Genomic DNA, 18,411 nt, shown 5'->3' on the forward strand with positions numbered 1-18,411 from the left:
TTGGCTCGGCTGCGAGCGCCGAGCCGGCCGACCCCGCGCATAAAACAATTCCGATCGCGCCGGCTGCACCGGCACGCATACCCCTGCTGCAACGCATCCAATAGCCTCGATTTCTAGCGTCATCGCATCGGGCACTGGCCCGACGGCGTGCTTAGACCCGGCTTGGCCGCGAAAGTTTCCTGCGGCCCCGATTCAGCGACGCGCGCCGAATGCCCTCCGGCGAATGCGATTGTGGCGGTGCCGTGACGGCCCGGGTCGGACGCGCTCGATTATGCCTGAAAGTTCGAGCCACAAGATCAAAAGATAAGTTTTCACTGCCCCGCGCGCCCTTAAAGCGGGACGTAGATATGACGTGCCGGCCGATGCGATGCCGCATCCGACTGGCCTTTTCGCTGCCTTCGGGCGGGCTTGCGCCTGCCGTCGGCTCGGTGGGCAGGTCGAAATCGCCCCTTAGAACCAGCGTCCGATCGAAGGCTGAACGGGCGCCTCCGATCTCCGGGCGATCGGAGGCGCGGCCATGTACGCATGAAGTCACCCAAGCTACTGTACAGCCTTGTGGCAAGGATTTGGACGGCGGCCTCGGGGCGGTCGTTTGTGCGCTCGAAACTTTCTCGAGCGTGCGTCGACGAACAGGCCCGTGCACCGCCCCCGGGCTCGACTGACTCGGAATTGTGCATGACAACAACCGTAACGATTCGCGGCTTCCTCCTGGCACTCGCGCTGACGGGCGCGGCGTCCGCGCTGGCTCAGGAGGCGCCCACGGACGACGAAGCGCAGCAGATCCGCGAACGCACGGCGCCGCTGGCGGCGCAGGGCAATGCCAGCGCCCAGTACAACATGGGCGTGCTCTACGACGGGGGCTACGGAGTCGAGCGGAACTACGAAACCGCGATGGAGTGGTATCGCCGCGCGGCCGAGCAGGAATACGCCAAGGCCGAGCACAACCTCGGCATCATGTATCAAGAAGGCCACGGTACCGAGGCCGACCCTGATCGTGCCGCGGAGTGGTTCCGGCGTGCCGCCGAACACGGCGAGCCCGCGGCCCAGAACAATCTGGCGGTAATGTATGTCCGCGGACAGGGCGTACCGCGGGATCTCGGCCAGGCGGCCAAATGGGCCGCCCGCGCGGCCGAGGCCGGTAACGAATCGGCGCGAGCCAATCTGCCGCACATCGCCGATGCCCTGCCGGCTTCGCGCATCGAGGGCGACAACGTCAACATCCGCAGCGAGCCGAGCCGCCAGGCGCGGGTGCTGCGTCAGGCCGATGGCAGCGACGAGGTCGTGCTGCTGGCCCGGGACGGGGATTGGACCCAGGTGCTGTTCCGAAACGATAACGCTGTCGGCTGGGTCGCCAACTTTCTGCTGGCCGAGGTGGCCGCTCCCGGTGGCGACGCCGCGCAATCGACATCCGAGGTGAGCTCGGACGCGTCACAGACGCCGCGGGAGGATCGGGCCACATCGGCGCCCGCCTCGGATCGCGAGACATCGGAGCCGGCGGACGACGCCGCGCCGGAGGCTGACGAAAAGCGCGCGGGCCCGCAGATGCACATCGGTCAGGACGTGGTCAACGTGCGCCGAGGCCCGAGCACCGGCGCCGATATCGCCTTCAAGGCCGAGCGCGACGAGAACGTCACCGTGCTGGCCGAGGAGGCGGACTGGCGCCGCGTGCGCTTCGAGGATGGCCGTACGGGCTGGGTCGCCGGTTTCCTGCTTGCCGACTAGACCCCTGCCGGTTGGGCCGCCGCCGCGGCCCAACCGGCCCGTGCTGTCTCAGTCGTCGACTGCAGGAGTCGGCCGAACGAGAATCTCGTTGACGTCCACACTCGCCGGTCGCGACAGCGCGAACGCCACGGCTTCGGCGACGTCGGTGTCGGCCAGCGCGTGCTCGGGGCGTTCGTCGAAGAAGGGCGTGTCGACCATGCCCGGCTCGATGAGCGTGACACGCACGCCCGAGCCGCGGAATTCCTCGCGAACGCCGTAGCCGATCGCCGAGACGGCCCACTTGGTGGCGCTGTACATCGACCCGGGAATGGTGGCCCGCCCGGCGGCCGAACCGGTGATGAGCAGATGACCGCGGCTGGCCTTCAGCGCCTCGGCGGTGATCTGGATGGTCAGGCCGACGCCGTAGACGTTGGTCAGGATCATGTCCTTCCAGACGTCGCTGTCGGCGCCGCTGAAGCCGCCGGGACGGCCGCCGATGCCGGCGTTGGCGAATACCGCGTCCATGCGTCCGAAACGATCGAGCGCCGCGTCGACCATGGCCTGCTGTGACGCCTTGTCGGTCACGTCGCAGGCCACCGCCAGGGCGGTGTCATCGCCCAGTTCGTCGACCAGCGTCTGCAGCCGATCGGTCGAGCGGGCGGCCAGCACCAGTCGATAGCCGTCGGCCGCGGCCTGGCGCGCGGTCGCCGCACCGATGCCGCTGGAGGCGCCGGTGATCAGCAGTACGGGCTGGGTCATGTCGTCCCTCCGTTCACGTGACGCCGGCGCGGCCGGCGGCGATCAACCGTGCTCTTCGTCGCCTTCACCGTCGCCGTCGTGCACGTGGCCGTGCTCGACCTCGGTGGCCGTGGCCTCGCGGATCTCGGCGACGTTGACCGTGAAGTCGAGCGTCTGCCCCGCGAGCACGTGGTTGCCGTCAACGGTGACTTCGTCGCCGTCGACCGACTTGACCGTGACGATCATCGGGCCGGCGTTGGATTCGGCGCGAAAGCTCATGCCGGGCGCCAGTTCATCCACGCCCTGGAAGGCATCGCGGCTGACCTGCTGCACGAGATCATCGCGATAATGGCCGTAGGCGTTGTCCGGTTCGATGACCGCCTTGACTTCCTCGCCCTCGGAGGCGCCCTCGATGGCCTCTTCGAGACCCGGCACGATGTTGCCGTGGCCGTGCAGATACGACAGCGGCTGGCCTTCCGCCGACTGATCGATGACTTCGCCTTCGGTGTCGCGCAGTACATAGTGAATGCTGACGACGTTGTCCTGCTTGGCTTGCATGCTGTTCTCTCGTTCGCTTTGTCGTGCGTGAATGACGAGACCTTGCGACGATCGCTCAAAAAACAATCCCGTGATCGCAAATTTCTGCGGCCGGGCGTCGGTGCGCGGGCTGATGTCGCACCCTCGTGCCGATCGGCGATCGCCGATGGCCTATGGCGCGCGGGTGCCGGGAGCGGCGGGCGCGATGACGCCTGGGCCGATCCTGGATATCGATATCCGGCGTCTTCGTCTGCCGCCCGACCCGGCTACGATGACCGCGCGAGCGTCGGCCTCGCAAAGCATCGATACGCCGGTGGTCGGCGATCGATCGAATCGGGCCTGCCGAAAACGGCTTGATGCGACCGGCCGGCCCTCCATCGGCGCGGCACGGGGGCCGCGTGGCGATTCCTAGACGGCCGGGCCGTCGCTTCGGCCGGCCCGCGCCCGGTATCCCGCCGGGGCCGTGCAAGGGCCCGGCCCCGGGGGATCGAGACGCCGGGACCGCGCTCAGCTGTCCAGCGCGGCGTCGAGCACGATCTCCGCGCCGGTGTAGAGTCGCGACACCGGACAGGCCTTCTTCGCTTCTTCGGCCGTTTTCTTGAACTCGGCCTCGTCCATGCCCGGCACCCGGCCGCGGGTGATCAGCTCGATCTTCTCGATCGTGGGGGTGCCGTCGATCGAGAAATGCACCTTGGCCTCGGTCTGGATGGAATCCGGTGCGTGACCGGCTTCGGCGAGCATGGCCGAGAACTGCATGGAGAAGCAGCCGGCATGGGCTGCGCCCACCAGTTCCTCGGGGTTGGTGCCGTTGCCGTCCTCGAAGCGGGTCTTGAACGAGAACTGGCCCTCGTAGGCCCCGCTCTGGAGCTTCATGTCGCCCTTGCCGGACTTCAGATCGCCCTGCCATTGGGCATTCGCCTTGCGTACGGGCATGACTACCCTCCTTGCGTTGAATGGATGTATCGGCCTCGTGATCGTCGCACATTCGCTACACGAATTGTGTGCAACCGAAATGCCGGGGCCGGCGCGTCGCGAGGGCTGTCGCGCCCGCAGGGCGCGACACGGAAGCCACCAGTCGATATGCCGCGGCTGTGCGCCAAGAGATCGTGTGTGTCGGCCGATGCCGCATCCCGGCTTCGGGGATCGGCTGGCTCGGTGATCCGTGATCGTCACGCGCGCATTTGAAGGCTGTGCGCGTACCCGGAGTGCTTTTGCGGTGCATCGATCGTGCGGACTATGCCGAGTTCTTACGGCGTGATCGATGTGGCCAGCTTCGTGCCACGGATGTTGCGGGCATGAAAAAGGCCCGTCGCGCGGCACGCGACGGGCCTCTCGTTTTTTCCGGCTTACGCCGGAGACGAGGTTAGAGAACGCGTCTTAGCTGTTCTCGTCCGTTTCCTCTTCCATCTCGTCGCCGGTCTCTTCCATGGAATCCTGCATGTTATCGCCGGCGTTCTCCATGCCTTCCTCGGTATCCTCGGCCGCATTTTCCATGCTGTCGCCGGCATTGTCCGCGGCTTCGTCGATGTTCTCGCCGGCTTCCTCGGCGGGGCCGTCGTTATTGCAGGCCGCCAGGGTCAGGGTGCCCAGGCCCAGCATCATGGCCAGCAGCAGCGTCGTCAGTTTCTTGTGCATAACGGTTCTCCTTTTGAATCGATGGTGAATCGGCCCGTGAGTGAATACGCCATGCAGCGCCCCCAATGGCGGACCTAGACGAAAGTATAGGATAGAAAATGCTTTCCCGAAGATGAATGGGGGTTTTCCCTCATTGATTGTGCGCAATCAGTATTCGACGCGTACGCTGTTCGCGCACGAAAGGGCACGATCGCGCGCCTCGTCGAGGTTCTCGTCTCGGGCCAGCGCTACGCCCAGTCGTCGTCTGCCGTATATCGCCGGCTTGCCGAACAGATGCAGATAGGTCTGCGGCGCGGCAAGGGCGTGGTCGAGTCCTGCGTAGCGCAGACGGTCGCTTTCGCCGTCGCCGAGAATCACCGCCGAGGCCGACGGGCCGTACTGGCGGATGGTCGGAATCGGCAGCCCGAGGATGGCACGGGCGTGCAGGGCAAATTCGGACAGATCCTGGCTGGATAGCGTGACCAGGCCGGTGTCGTGCGGCCGCGGCGAGACCTCGGAGAACCAGACGCGGTCGCCCGCCACGAACAGTTCCACCCCGAACAGGCCGCGGCCGCCGAGCGCGGCGGTGATCGCGCCCGCCTGGCGTTCGGCCTCCGCCCGCGCGGCATCACGCATCGGTTGGGGTTGCCAGGACTCGCGATAGTCGCCGTCGACCTGACGATGGCCGATGGGGGCGCAGAAAGTCGTGCCGCCGGCGTGGACCACGGTCAGCAGCGTGATCTCATAATCGAATTCGACGAAGCCCTCGATAATGACGCGTGTGCCCGTATCGCGCCTGCCGCGGCCGCCGGACTGCGAGTGGCGCCAGGCCGCGTCGATGTCAGCCGCCTCGCGCACCGTGCTCTGGCCCTTGCCGGAGGACGACATCACCGGCTTGACCACGCAGGGCAGGCCGATCGCCTCGATCGCGGCGCGGTAGTTGGCCTCGGTCTCGGCGAAGCGAAAGGGCGATGTCGGCAACCCGAGCTCGTCGGCGGCCAGGCGGCGTATGCCCTCGCGATCCATGGTCAGCCGGGTCGCCCGGGCCGTCGGCACCACGCGATGGCCTTCGGCTTCGAGTTCGATCAGGGCCTCGGTGGCGATCGCCTCGATCTCGGGCACGATCAGCGCCGGCGCCTCGGCCTCGACTACGGCGCGCAGCGCCGCCGGATCGTCCATCTCCAGCACCTGCGAGCGGTGCGCGACGGCCATGGCCGGGGCGTTGGCGTAGCGATCGATCGCGATCACCTCGCAGCCCAGCCGCTGCAGTTCGATGGCGATCTCGCGGCCGAGCTCGCCGGCGCCGAGCAGCATCACCCGCGTGGCGGTGTCCGAACAGGGGGTGCCGATGGCGTGCATGGGAAGGCGTCCGGGCGCGGTGATCCGAATACTGCATTGTCGCCGAGCGCCCCGGGCGGCGAAAGCCGTTCGCCGAGGTTTCCGCATGCCCGGCGCCGCATTAGACTATCGCGCATGAATGCTCCCCTATCCGGTTTTCGCGTCGTCGACACGACCGCCATGGTGTCCGGGCCACTGGCGACCATGCAGCTCGCCGATCAGGGTGCGGAAGTACTCAAGATCGAGCGGCCCGACGTCGGCGACTACACGCGGTTGGCCGCCAATCGGCGCCACGGTTTCTCGGCGAGCTATCTCAACAACAACCGCAACAAGCGCTCGGTGGCGCTGGATCTGAAATCCGAGGCCGGCGTCGCCGCGCTGAAGGCCCTGTGTGCCGACGCCGACGTGTTCGTCCAGAATTTCCGTCCGGGCGTGGCCGAGCGCATGGGCATCGGCGAGGACGCGATCCGCGCCGTCGCCCCGGACATCGTCTATTGTTCGATCAGCGGTTTCGGCGAGAACGGGCCCTATGCCGGCTATCCGGTCTACGATCCGCTGGTCCAGGCGTTGTCGAGCCTGGCCAGCATCCAGGGCGGCTCGGACGAGGCCCGCCCGCGGCTCGTGCGCACGATCGTGCCGGACAAGCTCACGGGCTATGTCGCCGCCCAGGCAATCACGGCGGCGCTGCTCGCACGGGCCGGCGGCGCGCCCGGCCAGCACGTCCGGGTGTCGATGCTCGACGCGGTGATCGATTTCCTCTGGCATTCCGACATGAACAGCCAGACCTTTGTTGGCGACGAATTCGACCAGGCGCGGGCGGCGAGCTTCATCGATCTCATCTACGAGACCACCACCGGCTACATCAGCGTGGCGGTCCAGACCGATCGCGAGTGGCAGGCCCTGATCGCGGCCCTCGACAAGCCCGAGTGGAACGACGATCCGCGTTTCGCCACGCCGGCCGATCGCCAGGACAACATCGACGCCCGGCTCGCTCTGACGCAGGAGGCGCTGGCCACCGACAGCGCGGCGCACTGGCTGGCGCGACTGTCCGAGTTCGGCGTGCCCTGCGCGCCGGTGCTCACCCGCACGGAGCTCATTGACAACGAACAGATCGCGGCCAACGCGATCCTGATCGAAACCGAGCACGACCAGGCCGGGCGCCTGCGCCAGGCGCGGCCGGCCGCGCGTTTCTCGGCGATGCCGGCGGCCGACCCGCGCGGCGCGCCGGCCCTCGGCGCCGACACCGCCGCCGTGCTCGCCGAGCACGGCTACGATGAGGCCGCCATCGCCGAGCTGTTCGAGACCGGCGTTGCCGGCGGGGCCGACTCTAGCGGGCGGGACGAACGATGATCGATCTCTACTACTGGCCCACGCCCAACGGCTGGAAGGTCTCGATCATGCTCGAGGAGTGCGGGCTGGACTATCGGCTGGTGCCCGTGGATATCAACGCCGGCGACCAGTTCGCGCCCGCCTTCCTGGCGATCTCGCCCAACAACCGCATGCCCGCCATCGTCGATCACGATCCGGCCCCGGCCTATGGCGACGAGCCGTTGCCCATCTTCGAGTCCGGCGCCATCCTCCGCTATCTCGCGGAGAAGAGCGGCCGATTCATGCCGACGTCGCCGCGGCTGGCCAAGGAGATCGACGAGTGGCTGTTCTGGCAGGTCGGCAATCTCGGGCCGATGGGCGGCCAGATGAGCCATTTCGTCAACTACGCCCGCGGCGACCACGCCTACGCGCTGTCGCGTTACCGCGGCGAGTATCACCGCTGCCTGGGCGTGCTCGAGCGGCGTCTGGCCGGCCGCGACTGGCTGGTCGGCGAGTGCTACAGCGTGGCCGACATCATCAACTGGCCGTGGGTGCTCATCGCCAAGGCGATGGGACAGCCGCTGGACGATTTCCCGAACGTCGCCGCCTGGCGGGCACGCGTCAAGGACCGTCCCGCGGTCCAGCGCGGGGTCGATCTCGGCAAGGAGATGCGCGGCGGTCAGCCGAAATCCGAAGCCGCCCGCGCGCGCCTGTTCAACCAGACCGCGGATACCGTGCGACCGGACGCCGATTGAGCCGGCGCGTCATTCACTCGAGAGGATTTCATGTTCGCATTCGTCAAGGCATTCATTGCCGGTTTTCTCGCCGTGCTGAGCTTTCACCAGGGCACCGTCTGGCTGCTGGACTTTCAGGGCGTGATCGACGCCACGCCCTGGAACATGGCACCGGTGCCGCCGTTCGGGGTGCCCGCGGTGATCTCGGCGGCGCTGTTCGGCGGGCTGTGGGGCATGCTGCTGTGGCTGCTCATCCGCAATGCCCTGGCGGCCGGCTATTACGTCGGCGCGATCATTCTCGGTGCCGTGTTCCCCAGTCTGGTGGCGTTGACACTGGTGAGCTGGCTCAAGAACGGCCAGGACGTCGAAGCGCTGGTCGAGGGGCTGACGCTGCCGCGCATCGGCGTGGCCCTGGCCGTCAACGGCGCCTGGGGACTCGGGCTCGCGGTGTTCATGCGGGTGATGCACCCGCCGCGCTAGCGCCGCGGGCGAGCTGTGCCGGCGCCGCGGTCGAGTCGCCGGCGCGAGCTCGCCGTGGGTCGACGATCCGTCTTCGATCCCGCGGCGGCTGCACCCGACGGGGCGGCCGACACAATGGCCTTAGGAGCGCGCTTCGGCTCTGCTCGGCTCGTGCAGCCGCAGGGCTGCTATCGCGGGATCCGCCAGGCCGGGCGTTGTCCTTCGCCCGCCGCGTTCAGATCGCCTCGACGCTTCGCGCCTCGCTCTGTTGCCGGGGCAGGCTGAGTACGAAACGGGTCCGGCTGTCCTGACCCCCGCGGTCGGCGATCACCAGATCGCCGCCATGGCTGCGGGCCAGTGAGCGGCTCACCGACAGCCCCAGACCCAGCCCGTCCTCCTTGGTTGTGTTGAAGGGCTCGAAGGGATCGATGTCGGATTCGATGCCCTGGCCGTTGTCCGAGACTTCGATGTCGACGGTGTCTTCCGTACCGGTCACCTGCACGCGTACAAGGCGGAGTTCGTCGCTCGGGGCGTCCGCGAAGGCGTCCGTGGCGTTCTCGATCAGGTTGCGCAGGATCTGCTGGGCGAATATCCGGTCCAGCGGCAGTTCGATGTTGTCCAGTTCGCTGGCGGGTGGGCCTTCGTAGCGAACCTGTCGGCTGCGCAGGGCGGGGTCGAGCAGCTGGTGGATGTCGTTGATCAAGGGCGCCAGGCGCTGTTGCTTGAGCGTGGGCTTGCCTTCACGGGCGAAGTCGCGCAGATGGCGCAGCGTATCCACGGCGCGCGCGATCTCCTGGTCGGCGCTCGCCAGCGGCGTCGCATCGGCCATGTCGGCGCTCTGACGCGCCTCCGCGATGTAGTTGCGGGCCGCCGTCAAAGGCTGGCTGATGTCGTGTGCCAGGCCCGTGCCGAGAGCGGCGAACGCGCTCATGCGTTCCCGCGCATCGATGACCGTATGCAGCTGGCTGATGCGATCGTTGGCCTCGATTCGATCGGTGATGTCGAGCGCGAAGCCCGCCAGGCGGTAGATTTCGCCATCGTCGTCGTGCACGACCCAGGCTCGGTCGCGTATCCAGCGGATCTCGCCGTCGGGGCGGTTGATGCGGAAGACCTTGTCGTAGTCGCCGTTGCGGGCATCGCGCTTGAAGGCCTTGAGCACCTCCTGACGGTCGTCGTCGTGCACCCAGGCGAGGCGTTTGCCCGGATCCTCGTATAGGGATTCACAGGTCTGGCCCCAGATATGCTCATAGGCCGGGCTGATGTAGACCAGCTGGTCGCCCGCCGGGTTGGTCATCCAGAACACCTCGCGGATGTGTTCGGCGAGCTCCCGGAAACAGCGCTCGTTGTTCTGGGCGGCCTCGCATCGGGCGCGCTCCTCGGTCAGATCCTTTTCCAGCTGATGGATGCGTTCCCGGGCCTGGTCCAGATCTGCGATCGGTTCGGCCGTCTGCGTGTCGGACGTCGTGTTGCTCATGGCTTGCCTGTGCTGGATGTCGGGCGCCGTAGGCGTGTACGACGCAATATGTTGGCGCGCGGGTTGTTTTTGACGGGCATTTAATCTAAAAAGAGCATCCTGCTCGCCCGATTGATCGATTGCCGGAACGCCTCATGAGCTCACGTACCAGTGTTCATATCGTGGACGACGACGCGAGCGTGCGTGAGTCGTTGAAATCATTGATGAGCAAATCCGGCTTCGATGTGCACTGCTATTCCAGCGCGGACGCGTTTCTGGCTCATAGCGCGGAAGTCGACGGCTGCGCGCTCGTCGATCTGCGCCTGCAGGGCATGAGCGGGCTCGAGCTGCAGCGGGAGCTGATCGCCCGCCGCGTGCCCGTGAGCGTGATCATGATGAGTGCCTACGGCGATGTCGAGCACGCGGTTTCGGCCATGCGCCTCGGCGCCGTCGATTTCGTCGAGAAGCCGTTCGACCCGCAGCTGCTGCTGCAGAAGGTCTCCACGCTGACCGACGCCGACGCCGATGCCGAACGCGGCCAGCGCGACGCGCGTCAGCACGCCTCGCTGATCGATACGCTCACGCCGCGCGAAAAGCAGGTCCTGCAGATGATCGTCGACGGGCTCGCGAACAAGCAGGTCGCCGGCCGGCTCGGCATCAGCGCGCGCACGGTGGAAACACACCGCGTGCACATCATGCAGAAGCTGGGGGCGGAATCGCTGCCGCATCTGGTGCGGATCTGGCTCACTGCGGGGCACTACGTGGAGATGCCTGAAACGCCCTCCTGACGGTCGCTTCCGAGCGGATTCAAAAACGCCGCCGGCAGTGGTTGTCGGCGGCGCTCTCGAGGTGTCGTCGTATCGACCGACAGCGCTACAGCTTGGGTCCGCGCCCGCGGACCGCGTTGGACACCAGGACGATGACGAACAGCACCAGGAAGATGAAGAACAGTATCTTGGCGATGCCCGCGGCGCCCGAGGCGATGCCGCCGAATCCAAAGATTGCGGCGATGATGGCGATGATGAAGAAAGTGACGGCCCAGCCCAGCATATTCGGTCTCCGGTTCGAATTGATGCACACGCATTGATCGCGTGCACGCGGCAGGGCGCTCGGTCGACGAGCTGCCCGGCAGCCGTCGGCGTCACGTGGTCTCCGCGCGCCACTGCATTATGAACGAGAATCGGCGGCGCCCACCATGTCCGGTGGTCGACGACGTCAATTCCCCAGCTGTTTGTCGAGCTGCTTCGCGATCCAAGTGCTGTCGTGCTGCGCCCAGTTCCGGTCGATGGTATGGGCCACCGACCGGCTCATCGGGGCGTCGATCTGCTCGCGAAGCCGCCCGAGAAAGGCGGGCTCAGCCACCAGAACCAGATGCCTGAAGGCGGTATCGTTGAAGCCGGACTTCAGCCGTTCGGCGATCTGCCGGGCGAAGATGTCCGCATGTTTTTCCATCGTCGTGGTCTGCGGATCCGACTGCCGCTCGCCTTCACCGGCCTGGTCGTGGCTCGTGCCCTTGCCGCCGGTACGTAGATCCCCTTCGTGGGCCCGCGACTGGGGATGCTCAAGCGTGTCCACGGGTTTCAGCGCGCCGTGATCGCCGCCACGCGAGAAGATGCGCGCACGCGACGCATCCGCGACCAGTATCCATTGTTCGGCCATGGTCGGCCTCCGCTTTGACGAGTGACCGGGCGACGCGACGCCTCGCGCCGCCCGGGCCCGGGCCCGGCGTTACGCCGAACGCCGGACGGGGGTGTCGATATACGGATCGTGCATCTGCAGCGGTTCCGGCGTATCGCGGTTGGCGAGGAACGACGGCCGCGGATTGTCGGCTGCGAACGGCTCGACCAGGGCGTTCTCGACGCTGTTGTAGACGAAGAACAGGTTCGAGCGCGGCCAGGGCGACATGTTCGAGTTCGACGCATGCTGCACGTTGCACTCGAACAGCAGCAGCGAGCCCGCGGGGCCCTTGGGCGCGGCGATGCCGCCGCGATTGACCAGGTCCTGCAGATTCTGCTGGCTCGGGACGCCGGCCTCCTGCGCCTTGAGCGAGCTCTTCCAGTTGTCGTCCGGCGTGGCGCCCTGGCAGGGCACGAACTGGTGGTGCGAGCCCGGAATGAGCATCAGCGGGCCGTTGAACTCGTTGTTGTCGGTGAGCATGATCGACGCGCTGATGGCGCGCATGCGCGGCATGCCGTCCTCGGCGTGCCAGGTCTCGAAGTCCGAATGCCAGTCGAAGCCGGCACCCTGGAAACCGTACTTGTCGTTGATGCGCGACTGGTGGATATAGACGTCGCCGCCGAGCAGCTGGCGCACCATGCCGAGAATGCGCGGATCGCGCGTGAGTTCGGCGAAGCGGCTCGAGATGCGGTGCATGTCGAACACCGAACGCACGGCGCCCGATTTCGGATCGCGCACCACGCCGTCCTGCTTGAGCAGATTTTCGTCGCGGCTCATGTCCTCGAGCTCCTCGAAGAACGGCGCCATGCGTTCCTGGGAGAAGAAGCCCTCGAACCAGAGAAAGCCGTCACGCTCGAAGCTCGACAGCGCGACCTCGCCGAGCGGGCCGTTCCAGCGGCTGTCCGACGGCGAGTGGACCACCGGGTCGCGACGCATGTAGCGCGGCTCGGGCTGCGCTGTGCGGGTGATGTAGTCGTCCTGTTGCATAGCGTTCATCCTCTTTCCATCGTCGGAGGCGTCACGGGGCGCCGCGCGGCTGGCGCGCGGGCGCGGTCTCAGAAGCGGCGCTCGAACTCGCGCAGTTTCTCGTCGGCCGCTTCCTTCGTGTCGCCGTACTTTTCCTGAATCTTGGCGAGCAGGTTTTGGCGCCGGCCCTGCACTTCCTCGACGTCGTCGTCGGTCAGGCGGCCCCAGTGCTCGCGGACCTTGCCCTTCATGCGGTCCCACTTGCCTTCGAACTGGTCTTCGTTCATGACGGCTCCTTGCTGTTCGCCGTGTGTGTGGCTGTAAGCTATGCGCGTGGCGAAGACCGCTCAATCCGGGCTTTTACGTAAGCACCTTCCGTGTTTTATCGCGTCGTTGCGTCGCCCGGGCAGGCCGCGACGGGGCCACTCGCGGGAGACCGGGTTGAACGCGTAAGCTCGCGGTTCCACCCAACCGTTTCATTGGCCCATGACACAGTCTCAGCAGATGAGTTCGGCCGCGCAGGCGCTTTTCGAGGCGCACGTGGCCTTCGAGCTGTCGCAGTGGCGCGGCGCCGCGGCGCCGCAGGCGTTGGAGGCGGAGGTCGATGCCTTCTGGCGCTGGGCGCAGGCGACCGCGCTCACCGACGTGATCGACGCCGACACCGTGGCCGCGACGGCCGAGCGGCTGGCGCTGGACATGCCGCTGCCGGATCGTCTGGCCGCGGTCATCGGCACGATCGTGGACGATCTGATCCGGCTCGACGTCAATCGCCGCACGCGGGTGCAGGACGTGATCGACCAGAGCCTGTTCGACGACGGTGTGGCGCTGTTCATCGAACTCGAAGAGCTGCGCGCCCGCCTGATCGAGCGTGCCCTCGACAGCCCGGTCTACTCGGCGCTGGCCTCCGATGTCCTGTACCAGGGCATCAAGGACTATATTTTCTCCGACACCGGCGCGATCAAGTCGATCCCCGGGGTGTCGTCACTGATCAAGGGCTCGACGAGTGCGATCGGCCGGCGCATGCCGGGGCTGGAGGAGCAGGTCGAAAAGCGCGTGCGCGCCTATATCGAGAACAACACCATGAAGACGCTGGCGCGCAGCCAGCAGCGCATGATCGAATCGCTCGACGCCGAGCGCATCCGCGCCATCGCCGACGAGATCTGGCAAGAGATTCACGATCGGCCGCTGGCCCCCGGCGAGGTGATCGATACCCATGAGCTGCAGACGCTCGTCGACTACGGGCTGCGCATCTGGCAGGAACTGCGTCAGACCGAATACGTCGGCCAGCTCGTGGATGCCGGCGTGCGTTCGTACTTCGCGCATTACGGCGACGCCTCGATCGCCGAACTGCTGGGGCACGTGGGCATCGACCGCGAGCTGCTGCGCCGCGAGGCCGCCACGCTGGCCCCCGACGTCATCGAGGGCCTGGCCGAGACCGGACTGCTGGAGGCCTTCATCCGCCGCCGGCTGGCCGCCTTCTACGGATCGGACGCCTGCGAACAGGCGCTGGCGGCCGGCGGCTAGCCGCCGAGGATCCGGGCCATGAAGGCCGGCTGCGCGAAGGCGGCGGTGTGGACGGCCGGCGTGTAATAGAACGTCTCGAAGGCCGGCGCGGATTCGGGGGCGCGTAGCGCGCCCGGGTCGCGGGCGGCCAGCGTGGCCGACCACCAGCCGGTGGGATAGGTCGGCTGCGGGAACCCCAGCAGGTGCGTGTCGGCGAAGCCCGCGCCTGCAAGGCCGGCGTGCATCGAGCCGATCAGCTCGCCGTGCACCAGCGGCGACTCGCTCTGCTGCACCAGCAGGCCGCCGCCGGCGAGCACGCGGTGACACTGGCGATAGAAGGCTTCGTTGAACAGGCCCTCGGCGGGGCCGATCGGGTCCGTGCTGTCGATGATGATCAGGTCCACCGAGGCGTCCGGCGCGTTCTGCATCCAGGCGACCCCGTCCTCAAAGGCGAGGGTCGCGCGCGGATCGTCGTTGGATTCGCACAGGGCCGGGAAATACTGTTCCGCCACCCGGGTCACGCGTTCGTCGATCTCGATCTGCGTGGCGCGCTCGACGCTGTCGTGCTTGAGCACTTCACGCAGGGTGCCGCAGTCGCCGCCGCCGATGATGACGACACGCTTTGCCGCGCCGTGGGCGAACAGCGCCGGGTGGGTCATCATCTCGTGATAGATGAAATTGTCGCGGTCGGTGAGCATCACCAGTCCGTCGATCGTCAGCAGCCGGCCAAAGGTCTCGGTCTCGTGGACCGCGATCGTCTGGTAGGGCGAGGTTTCCTCGTGCAGCGTCTGCCGCAGCCTGAGGGCCAGGCCCATGCCCAGCGTGTCGCTGGTTTCGGTATACCAGTGGCGATCCAGTACCATGCGCGTGTCGTCCCGCCGTAGACGGCGTCTGTCGAACCCAGGACGCGCAGTATAAAAGATGGACCGCTCTCATGACCCGGCCTGGTGCCTCGACGATGCCCGCGCCCTGTACCGCGTGGCCACGTGGAGCGAGGGCTATTTCGATATCGGCGCGGCCGGCACGCTCGAGGCCCGGCCCCGCCCCGGCGCACCCGCGATCGATCTCGATGCGCTGACCGACGAGATCCAGCAGGCCGGGCTGCGGCTGCCGGTGCTCGTGCGCTTCACCGACATCCTGGGCGATCGCATCAACCGGCTCTGCGACGCCTTCGCCGCGGCCTGCGAGCGCCACGCCTACGCCGGCCGCTACACCGTGGTCTACCCGGTCAAGGTCAACCAGCAGCGGGCCGTGGTCGAGCACCTGGTCGCCGCCGGCGGCTCCCGTGCCGGCCTCGAGGCCGGCAGCAAGCCCGAGCTCATGGCCGTGCTCGCACTGGCCGAGCCGGGCAGCACGATCGTCTGCAACGGGTACAAGGACCGGGCGTTCCTGCGTCTGGCCCTGGCCGGCCAGCAACTCGGCCACCGCGTCTACATCGTGGTCGAGAAGCCGTCGGAACTGGCACCGATCGCCGCGCTCGCCGATACGCTGGGCGTGCGCCCCCGGCTGGGCCTGCGCGTGCGCCTGGCCAGCGTCGCCGCCGGCCACTGGCAGAACACCGGCGGCGAGAAATCCAAGTTCGGCCTGACCGCCGATCAGGTCGTCGCCGCCATCGACCAGCTTGCGGCACTGGGCTATGCCGACTGCGTGCGCATGCTGCATGTGCACGTCGGCTCCCAGGTCGCCGACCATGCGGCGCTGGCCCGCGCCATGGAGGAGACCGCGCATCTCTATCGCGCCCTGCGCGAACTCGGCGCGCCGGTGGACTGCGTGGACGTCGGCGGCGGCCTGGCGGTGGACTACGAAGGCCGCGGTGCGCGTTCGTTCTGTTCGATGAACTACGGCGTGCCCGACTACGCCGAACTGGTGGTCGGGGCGCTGGCCCGGGTCTGTGGTGACGCCGGCCTGCCGCAGCCGGATCTGATCAGCGAATCGGGGCGGGCGCTGACCGCCCATCACGCTGTGCTGCTCACCCAGGTCATCGACAGCGAATCGCCGCTCGCGGCGGCCGCGGCCACGCTCGACGACAGCCTGTCGCCGAGCGCCCGGCTCGATCGCGTCCAGGCGCGGCTGGCCGATACGCAGCGCCGCTTCACCGCTGGCGAGATCGGACTCGTCGAGCGCGCCGCGGCCGAGCGCGAGGCCGTCGCCGTTCACCGCGCGATCGCCGCGATCGAGCCCGCGGGCGCGGACGACCGGGCCGCGGTGACCGCCGCCCGCGACAAGCTCGCCAGCAAGTACTTCGTCAACTTCTCGGTGTTCCAGTCGGTGCCCGACGTGTGGGCGCTGGACCAGGTCTTTCCGGTGATGCCGCTGTCGCGCCTGGACGAGCGCCCGACCGAGCGTGCCCGGCTGTGCGATCTCACCTGCGACTCGGACGGCCGCATGGATCGCTACGTCGACGACGACGGCCTCGACGCGAGTCTGCCGCTGCACGCCCTCGATCCGGGCACGCCGTATCGCCTCGGCATCTTCCTGGTCGGGGCGTACCAGGAGAATCTCGGCGACATGCACAATCTGTTCGGCGACACTGATGTGGTCAACGTCGAGATCGACGGCGAAGGCTGGCGCCTGGCCGGGGCCGAGCAGGGCGATCGCGCCGACGAGCTGCTGCGCTATGTGCATTTCGAACCGGAGGCCCTGCGCGTGGCCTATCGCCGCAAGCTCGCGGCGGCCGGTCTCGGCGCCGAGGCCCGCCGCGAGACCGAAGCCCTGCTCGAGGCCGGCCTGGCCGGCTATACCTACCTGCTCGACGGCTAGCGGCCGTCTATGCGTCGCCAGCGCCCGGCGCTACCCTTTCCTGGATTCGGCACGGCGCGTCATGTCGGGGCTGCGCGCACGGCGGCCACGGCCCGCGGCCTGCCGTCGCCAATAGGCTGTGTCGGTTGGTCTCGTGCGACCAGTGAGTCGATGGGCCATCACCGGCGGGGTGGTGGGCTGTCCACCGGAGGCCCAGCGGTGACGCCGTGCCTTGCCTTGACGCCCGGGCCGGCCTTCAAGCGACGGGTGCCAGGGCCTGCTAATACTGCATACGAGCCCGCGCCAGGCGCTTCCTGAAAATTGATCATGGGCGGCAAGACGACGCATCGTGCGCGCCGCGCAGTCACTCTGCGCTCGGCTGCAACAACGCTGGCTTGCCGCATCTTTTTAACTTCATGGGCGCTTGTCCCGCAGGGTTGGGCCTCAAATCGTGCCCTGCGGCGTTGGCCGTCTTGAGCGTGGGCGCGCCACGATCGGCGACTCGCGTCTTGCAGAGCGCGATGTGCGGTTTCCAACGCGGTATTCGCATGAAGTGTTGACACGCTCTAGCTGTTTGATCCCGGACTTTGATGGTGCATTATTTTCCCGGGATTGGAGAGATGCACTATGGGCCAGGTTTTACACGGCAGCGCCACAACGACAGCGGCAGTCCGTCGAGCAATACAAAATAGTCAAGAGAGCCTGAGAGCGCTTTCAAAGCGCTACGGCATCAATCAAAAGACCGTCGCGAAGTGGAAAAACCGGACAGCCACGGTCGACTTAAAAACGGGGCCGAGGCACCCGAAGTCGACAGTTCTGTCAGTCGAGGACGAGGCGGTGATTGTGGCCTTTCGTCGGCATACACTGCTGCCGTTAGACGACTGCTTGTATGCGCTACAGCCGACGCTGCCGCATTTGAGCCGCTCGTCGTTACATCGCTGTCTGCAGCGCCACGGCATCAGCCGCCTGCCCGATATAAAAGGCGACAAGCCTGCGAAACGCAAGTTCAAGGCCTATCCGATTGGCTATTTTCACATCGACATCGCCGAACTGCGTACGGCCGAGGGCAGGCTCTATCTCTTTGCCGCCATTGATCGGACCTCGAAGTTCGCTTATGCCGAACTCCACGAGAAAGCCGGCAAGAGGGGCGCCGCCCAGTTCCTGCGTCACCTCGTGGCCGCCGTGCCCTATGCCATTCATACGATTCTTACGGACAACGGGATCCGGTTCACGAACCGCCCACAGGATCGCTACGCGTCAGCGCATATCTTCGATCGAGTTTGTCGGGAAAACGCCATCGAACATCGGCTAACCCAGGTCAAGCACCCTTGGACCAACGGCCAGGTCGAACGCATGAATCGGACTATCAAAGAAGCGACCGTCAAGCGCTTCTACTACGAAGCTCACAGTCAGCTTCGCCAGCACCTTGCCGACTTTATCGACACTTATAACTTCGCCCGGCGTCTGAAGACGCTACGCGGCCTCACCCCCTACGAAAACATCTGCCAATGCTGGACAAACGAGCCGCAGAGATTCAGGCTCGATCCACTCCATCAAATGCCGGGACTAAACACCTAGCCCGGATATTGCATCAAGCCAGCGATGACCGCGGCTTGGGCGGCTAATCGCCCACCGCGTGCGGTT

Annotated in this window: 19 protein-coding genes and 1 pseudogene; 9 read left to right on the forward strand and 11 right to left on the reverse strand. The window is 66.8% G+C overall.

Annotation, left to right across the window (positions count from 1 at the left end; genetic code table 11):
* Nucleotides 1-675: 675 nt before the first annotated feature.
* Entirely contained in the window at nucleotides 676-1,722 is a 1,047-nt protein-coding gene (locus SAHL_RS09060) for an SH3 domain-containing protein (protein WP_184947573.1), read from the forward strand.
* A gap of 48 nt (nucleotides 1,723-1,770) precedes the next feature.
* Here SAHL_RS09060 and SAHL_RS09065 read toward each other — a convergent pair whose 3' ends face one another.
* Together SAHL_RS09065 and SAHL_RS09070 are read right to left on the reverse strand one after the other, a co-directional pair.
* On the reverse strand, nucleotides 1,771-2,460 hold the full coding sequence (locus SAHL_RS09065) for an SDR family oxidoreductase (RefSeq protein ID WP_123591095.1): 690 nt from the start codon (nucleotides 2,458-2,460) through the stop codon (nucleotides 1,771-1,773).
* 42 nt (nucleotides 2,461-2,502) lie between these two features.
* Complete coding sequence (locus tag SAHL_RS09070; RefSeq protein WP_123591096.1) at nucleotides 2,503-2,997, reverse strand: FKBP-type peptidyl-prolyl cis-trans isomerase; 495 nt, start codon at nucleotides 2,995-2,997, stop codon at nucleotides 2,503-2,505.
* Nucleotides 2,998-3,067: 70 nt separating this feature from the next.
* Here SAHL_RS09070 and SAHL_RS17520 point away from each other — a divergent pair, with 70 nt between their 5' ends.
* On the forward strand, nucleotides 3,068-3,388 hold the full coding sequence (locus SAHL_RS17520; protein WP_148045528.1) for a hypothetical protein: 321 nt from the start codon (nucleotides 3,068-3,070) through the stop codon (nucleotides 3,386-3,388).
* Between the two features lie 95 nt (nucleotides 3,389-3,483).
* Here SAHL_RS17520 and SAHL_RS09075 read toward each other — a convergent pair whose 3' ends face one another.
* The 3 genes and pseudogenes from SAHL_RS09075 to purT all read right to left on the reverse strand — a co-directional run bounded on the left by SAHL_RS09075 (nucleotide 3,484) and on the right by purT (nucleotide 5,949).
* A complete protein-coding gene (locus SAHL_RS09075; RefSeq protein ID WP_123591097.1) occupies nucleotides 3,484-3,909 on the reverse strand; it encodes an OsmC family protein in 426 nt (141 codons plus the stop codon).
* A gap of 519 nt (nucleotides 3,910-4,428) precedes the next feature.
* Nucleotides 4,429-4,611 (reverse strand): annotated as a pseudogene (locus SAHL_RS09080) (hypothetical protein); the annotation flags it as partial.
* 147 nt (nucleotides 4,612-4,758) lie between these two features.
* On the reverse strand, nucleotides 4,759-5,949 hold the full coding sequence (gene purT / locus SAHL_RS09085; protein ID WP_123591099.1) for a formate-dependent phosphoribosylglycinamide formyltransferase: 1,191 nt from the start codon (nucleotides 5,947-5,949) through the stop codon (nucleotides 4,759-4,761).
* 114 nt (nucleotides 5,950-6,063) lie between these two features.
* On the opposite strand from purT, the gene SAHL_RS09090 reads away from it, so the two are divergent.
* Genes SAHL_RS09090 through SAHL_RS09100 form a run of 3 tightly spaced genes read left to right on the forward strand, consistent with a single transcriptional unit; the run spans nucleotide 6,064 to nucleotide 8,450 of the window.
* Nucleotides 6,064-7,278 (forward strand): CaiB/BaiF CoA transferase family protein, encoded by a 1,215-nt coding sequence (locus tag SAHL_RS09090; RefSeq protein ID WP_123591100.1) that lies wholly within the window; start codon nucleotides 6,064-6,066, stop codon nucleotides 7,276-7,278.
* Nucleotides 7,275-7,991, forward strand: a complete 717-nt coding sequence (locus SAHL_RS09095) for a glutathione S-transferase family protein (protein WP_123591101.1) — start codon at nucleotides 7,275-7,277, stop codon at nucleotides 7,989-7,991. The genes SAHL_RS09090 and SAHL_RS09095 overlap by 4 nt, the downstream gene beginning before the upstream one ends.
* 30 nt (nucleotides 7,992-8,021) lie before the next feature.
* Nucleotides 8,022-8,450, forward strand: a complete 429-nt coding sequence (locus SAHL_RS09100) for a hypothetical protein (RefSeq protein WP_123591102.1) — start codon at nucleotides 8,022-8,024, stop codon at nucleotides 8,448-8,450.
* A gap of 214 nt (nucleotides 8,451-8,664) precedes the next feature.
* Here SAHL_RS09100 and SAHL_RS09105 read toward each other — a convergent pair whose 3' ends face one another.
* On the reverse strand, nucleotides 8,665-9,903 hold the full coding sequence (locus SAHL_RS09105) for a PAS domain-containing sensor histidine kinase (protein WP_123591103.1): 1,239 nt from the start codon (nucleotides 9,901-9,903) through the stop codon (nucleotides 8,665-8,667).
* A gap of 134 nt (nucleotides 9,904-10,037) precedes the next feature.
* Between SAHL_RS09105 and SAHL_RS09110 the strand changes: the two genes are divergently transcribed.
* Nucleotides 10,038-10,670 carry a response regulator transcription factor gene (locus tag SAHL_RS09110; protein WP_123591104.1) on the forward strand — a complete coding sequence of 211 codons (633 nt, stop codon included), beginning with the start codon at nucleotides 10,038-10,040 and terminating at the stop codon, nucleotides 10,668-10,670.
* A gap of 85 nt (nucleotides 10,671-10,755) precedes the next feature.
* On the opposite strand, the gene SAHL_RS09115 is transcribed toward SAHL_RS09110, so the two are convergent.
* The 4 genes from SAHL_RS09115 to SAHL_RS09130 all read right to left on the reverse strand — a co-directional run bounded on the left by SAHL_RS09115 (nucleotide 10,756) and on the right by SAHL_RS09130 (nucleotide 12,812).
* Nucleotides 10,756-10,932 (reverse strand): DUF1328 domain-containing protein, encoded by a 177-nt coding sequence (locus tag SAHL_RS09115; protein WP_123591105.1) that lies wholly within the window; start codon nucleotides 10,930-10,932, stop codon nucleotides 10,756-10,758.
* Between the two features lie 165 nt (nucleotides 10,933-11,097).
* Nucleotides 11,098-11,541 (reverse strand): host attachment protein, encoded by a 444-nt coding sequence (locus tag SAHL_RS09120; protein ID WP_123591106.1) that lies wholly within the window; start codon nucleotides 11,539-11,541, stop codon nucleotides 11,098-11,100.
* Nucleotides 11,542-11,610: 69 nt separating this feature from the next.
* Nucleotides 11,611-12,546 (reverse strand): ectoine hydroxylase, encoded by a 936-nt coding sequence (thpD, locus tag SAHL_RS09125; protein WP_184947575.1) that lies wholly within the window; start codon nucleotides 12,544-12,546, stop codon nucleotides 11,611-11,613.
* Nucleotides 12,547-12,614: 68 nt separating this feature from the next.
* Entirely contained in the window at nucleotides 12,615-12,812 is a 198-nt protein-coding gene (locus tag SAHL_RS09130; protein ID WP_123591108.1) for a CsbD family protein, read from the reverse strand.
* A gap of 199 nt (nucleotides 12,813-13,011) precedes the next feature.
* Here SAHL_RS09130 and SAHL_RS09135 point away from each other — a divergent pair, with 199 nt between their 5' ends.
* Nucleotides 13,012-14,049, forward strand: coding sequence for a hypothetical protein (locus tag SAHL_RS09135; protein ID WP_148045529.1), 1,038 nt, complete (start codon nucleotides 13,012-13,014; stop codon nucleotides 14,047-14,049).
* Here the strand turns inward: SAHL_RS09135 and speE are convergent.
* Nucleotides 14,046-14,891: a polyamine aminopropyltransferase gene (gene speE, locus SAHL_RS09140; RefSeq protein WP_123591110.1), complete on the reverse strand. Its 846-nt coding sequence runs from the start codon at nucleotides 14,889-14,891 to the stop codon at nucleotides 14,046-14,048. The two genes, SAHL_RS09135 and speE, sit on opposite strands and share 4 nt — an antisense overlap.
* A 58-nt stretch (nucleotides 14,892-14,949) precedes the next feature.
* Here speE and speA point away from each other — a divergent pair, with 58 nt between their 5' ends.
* Entirely contained in the window at nucleotides 14,950-16,788 is a 1,839-nt protein-coding gene (speA, locus tag SAHL_RS09145; protein ID WP_123591111.1) for an arginine decarboxylase, read from the forward strand.
* 606 nt (nucleotides 16,789-17,394) lie between these two features.
* Nucleotides 17,395-18,345 (forward strand): IS481 family transposase, encoded by a 951-nt coding sequence (locus SAHL_RS09150; RefSeq protein ID WP_123591112.1) that lies wholly within the window; start codon nucleotides 17,395-17,397, stop codon nucleotides 18,343-18,345.
* Nucleotides 18,346-18,411: the final 66 nt, after the last annotated feature.

Origin of the sequence: Salinisphaera orenii subsp. halophila YIM 95161 (assembly GCF_003732545.1) — a bacterium.
GTDB classification, from domain to species: domain Bacteria; phylum Pseudomonadota; class Gammaproteobacteria; order Nevskiales; family Salinisphaeraceae; genus Salinisphaera; species Salinisphaera orenii_A.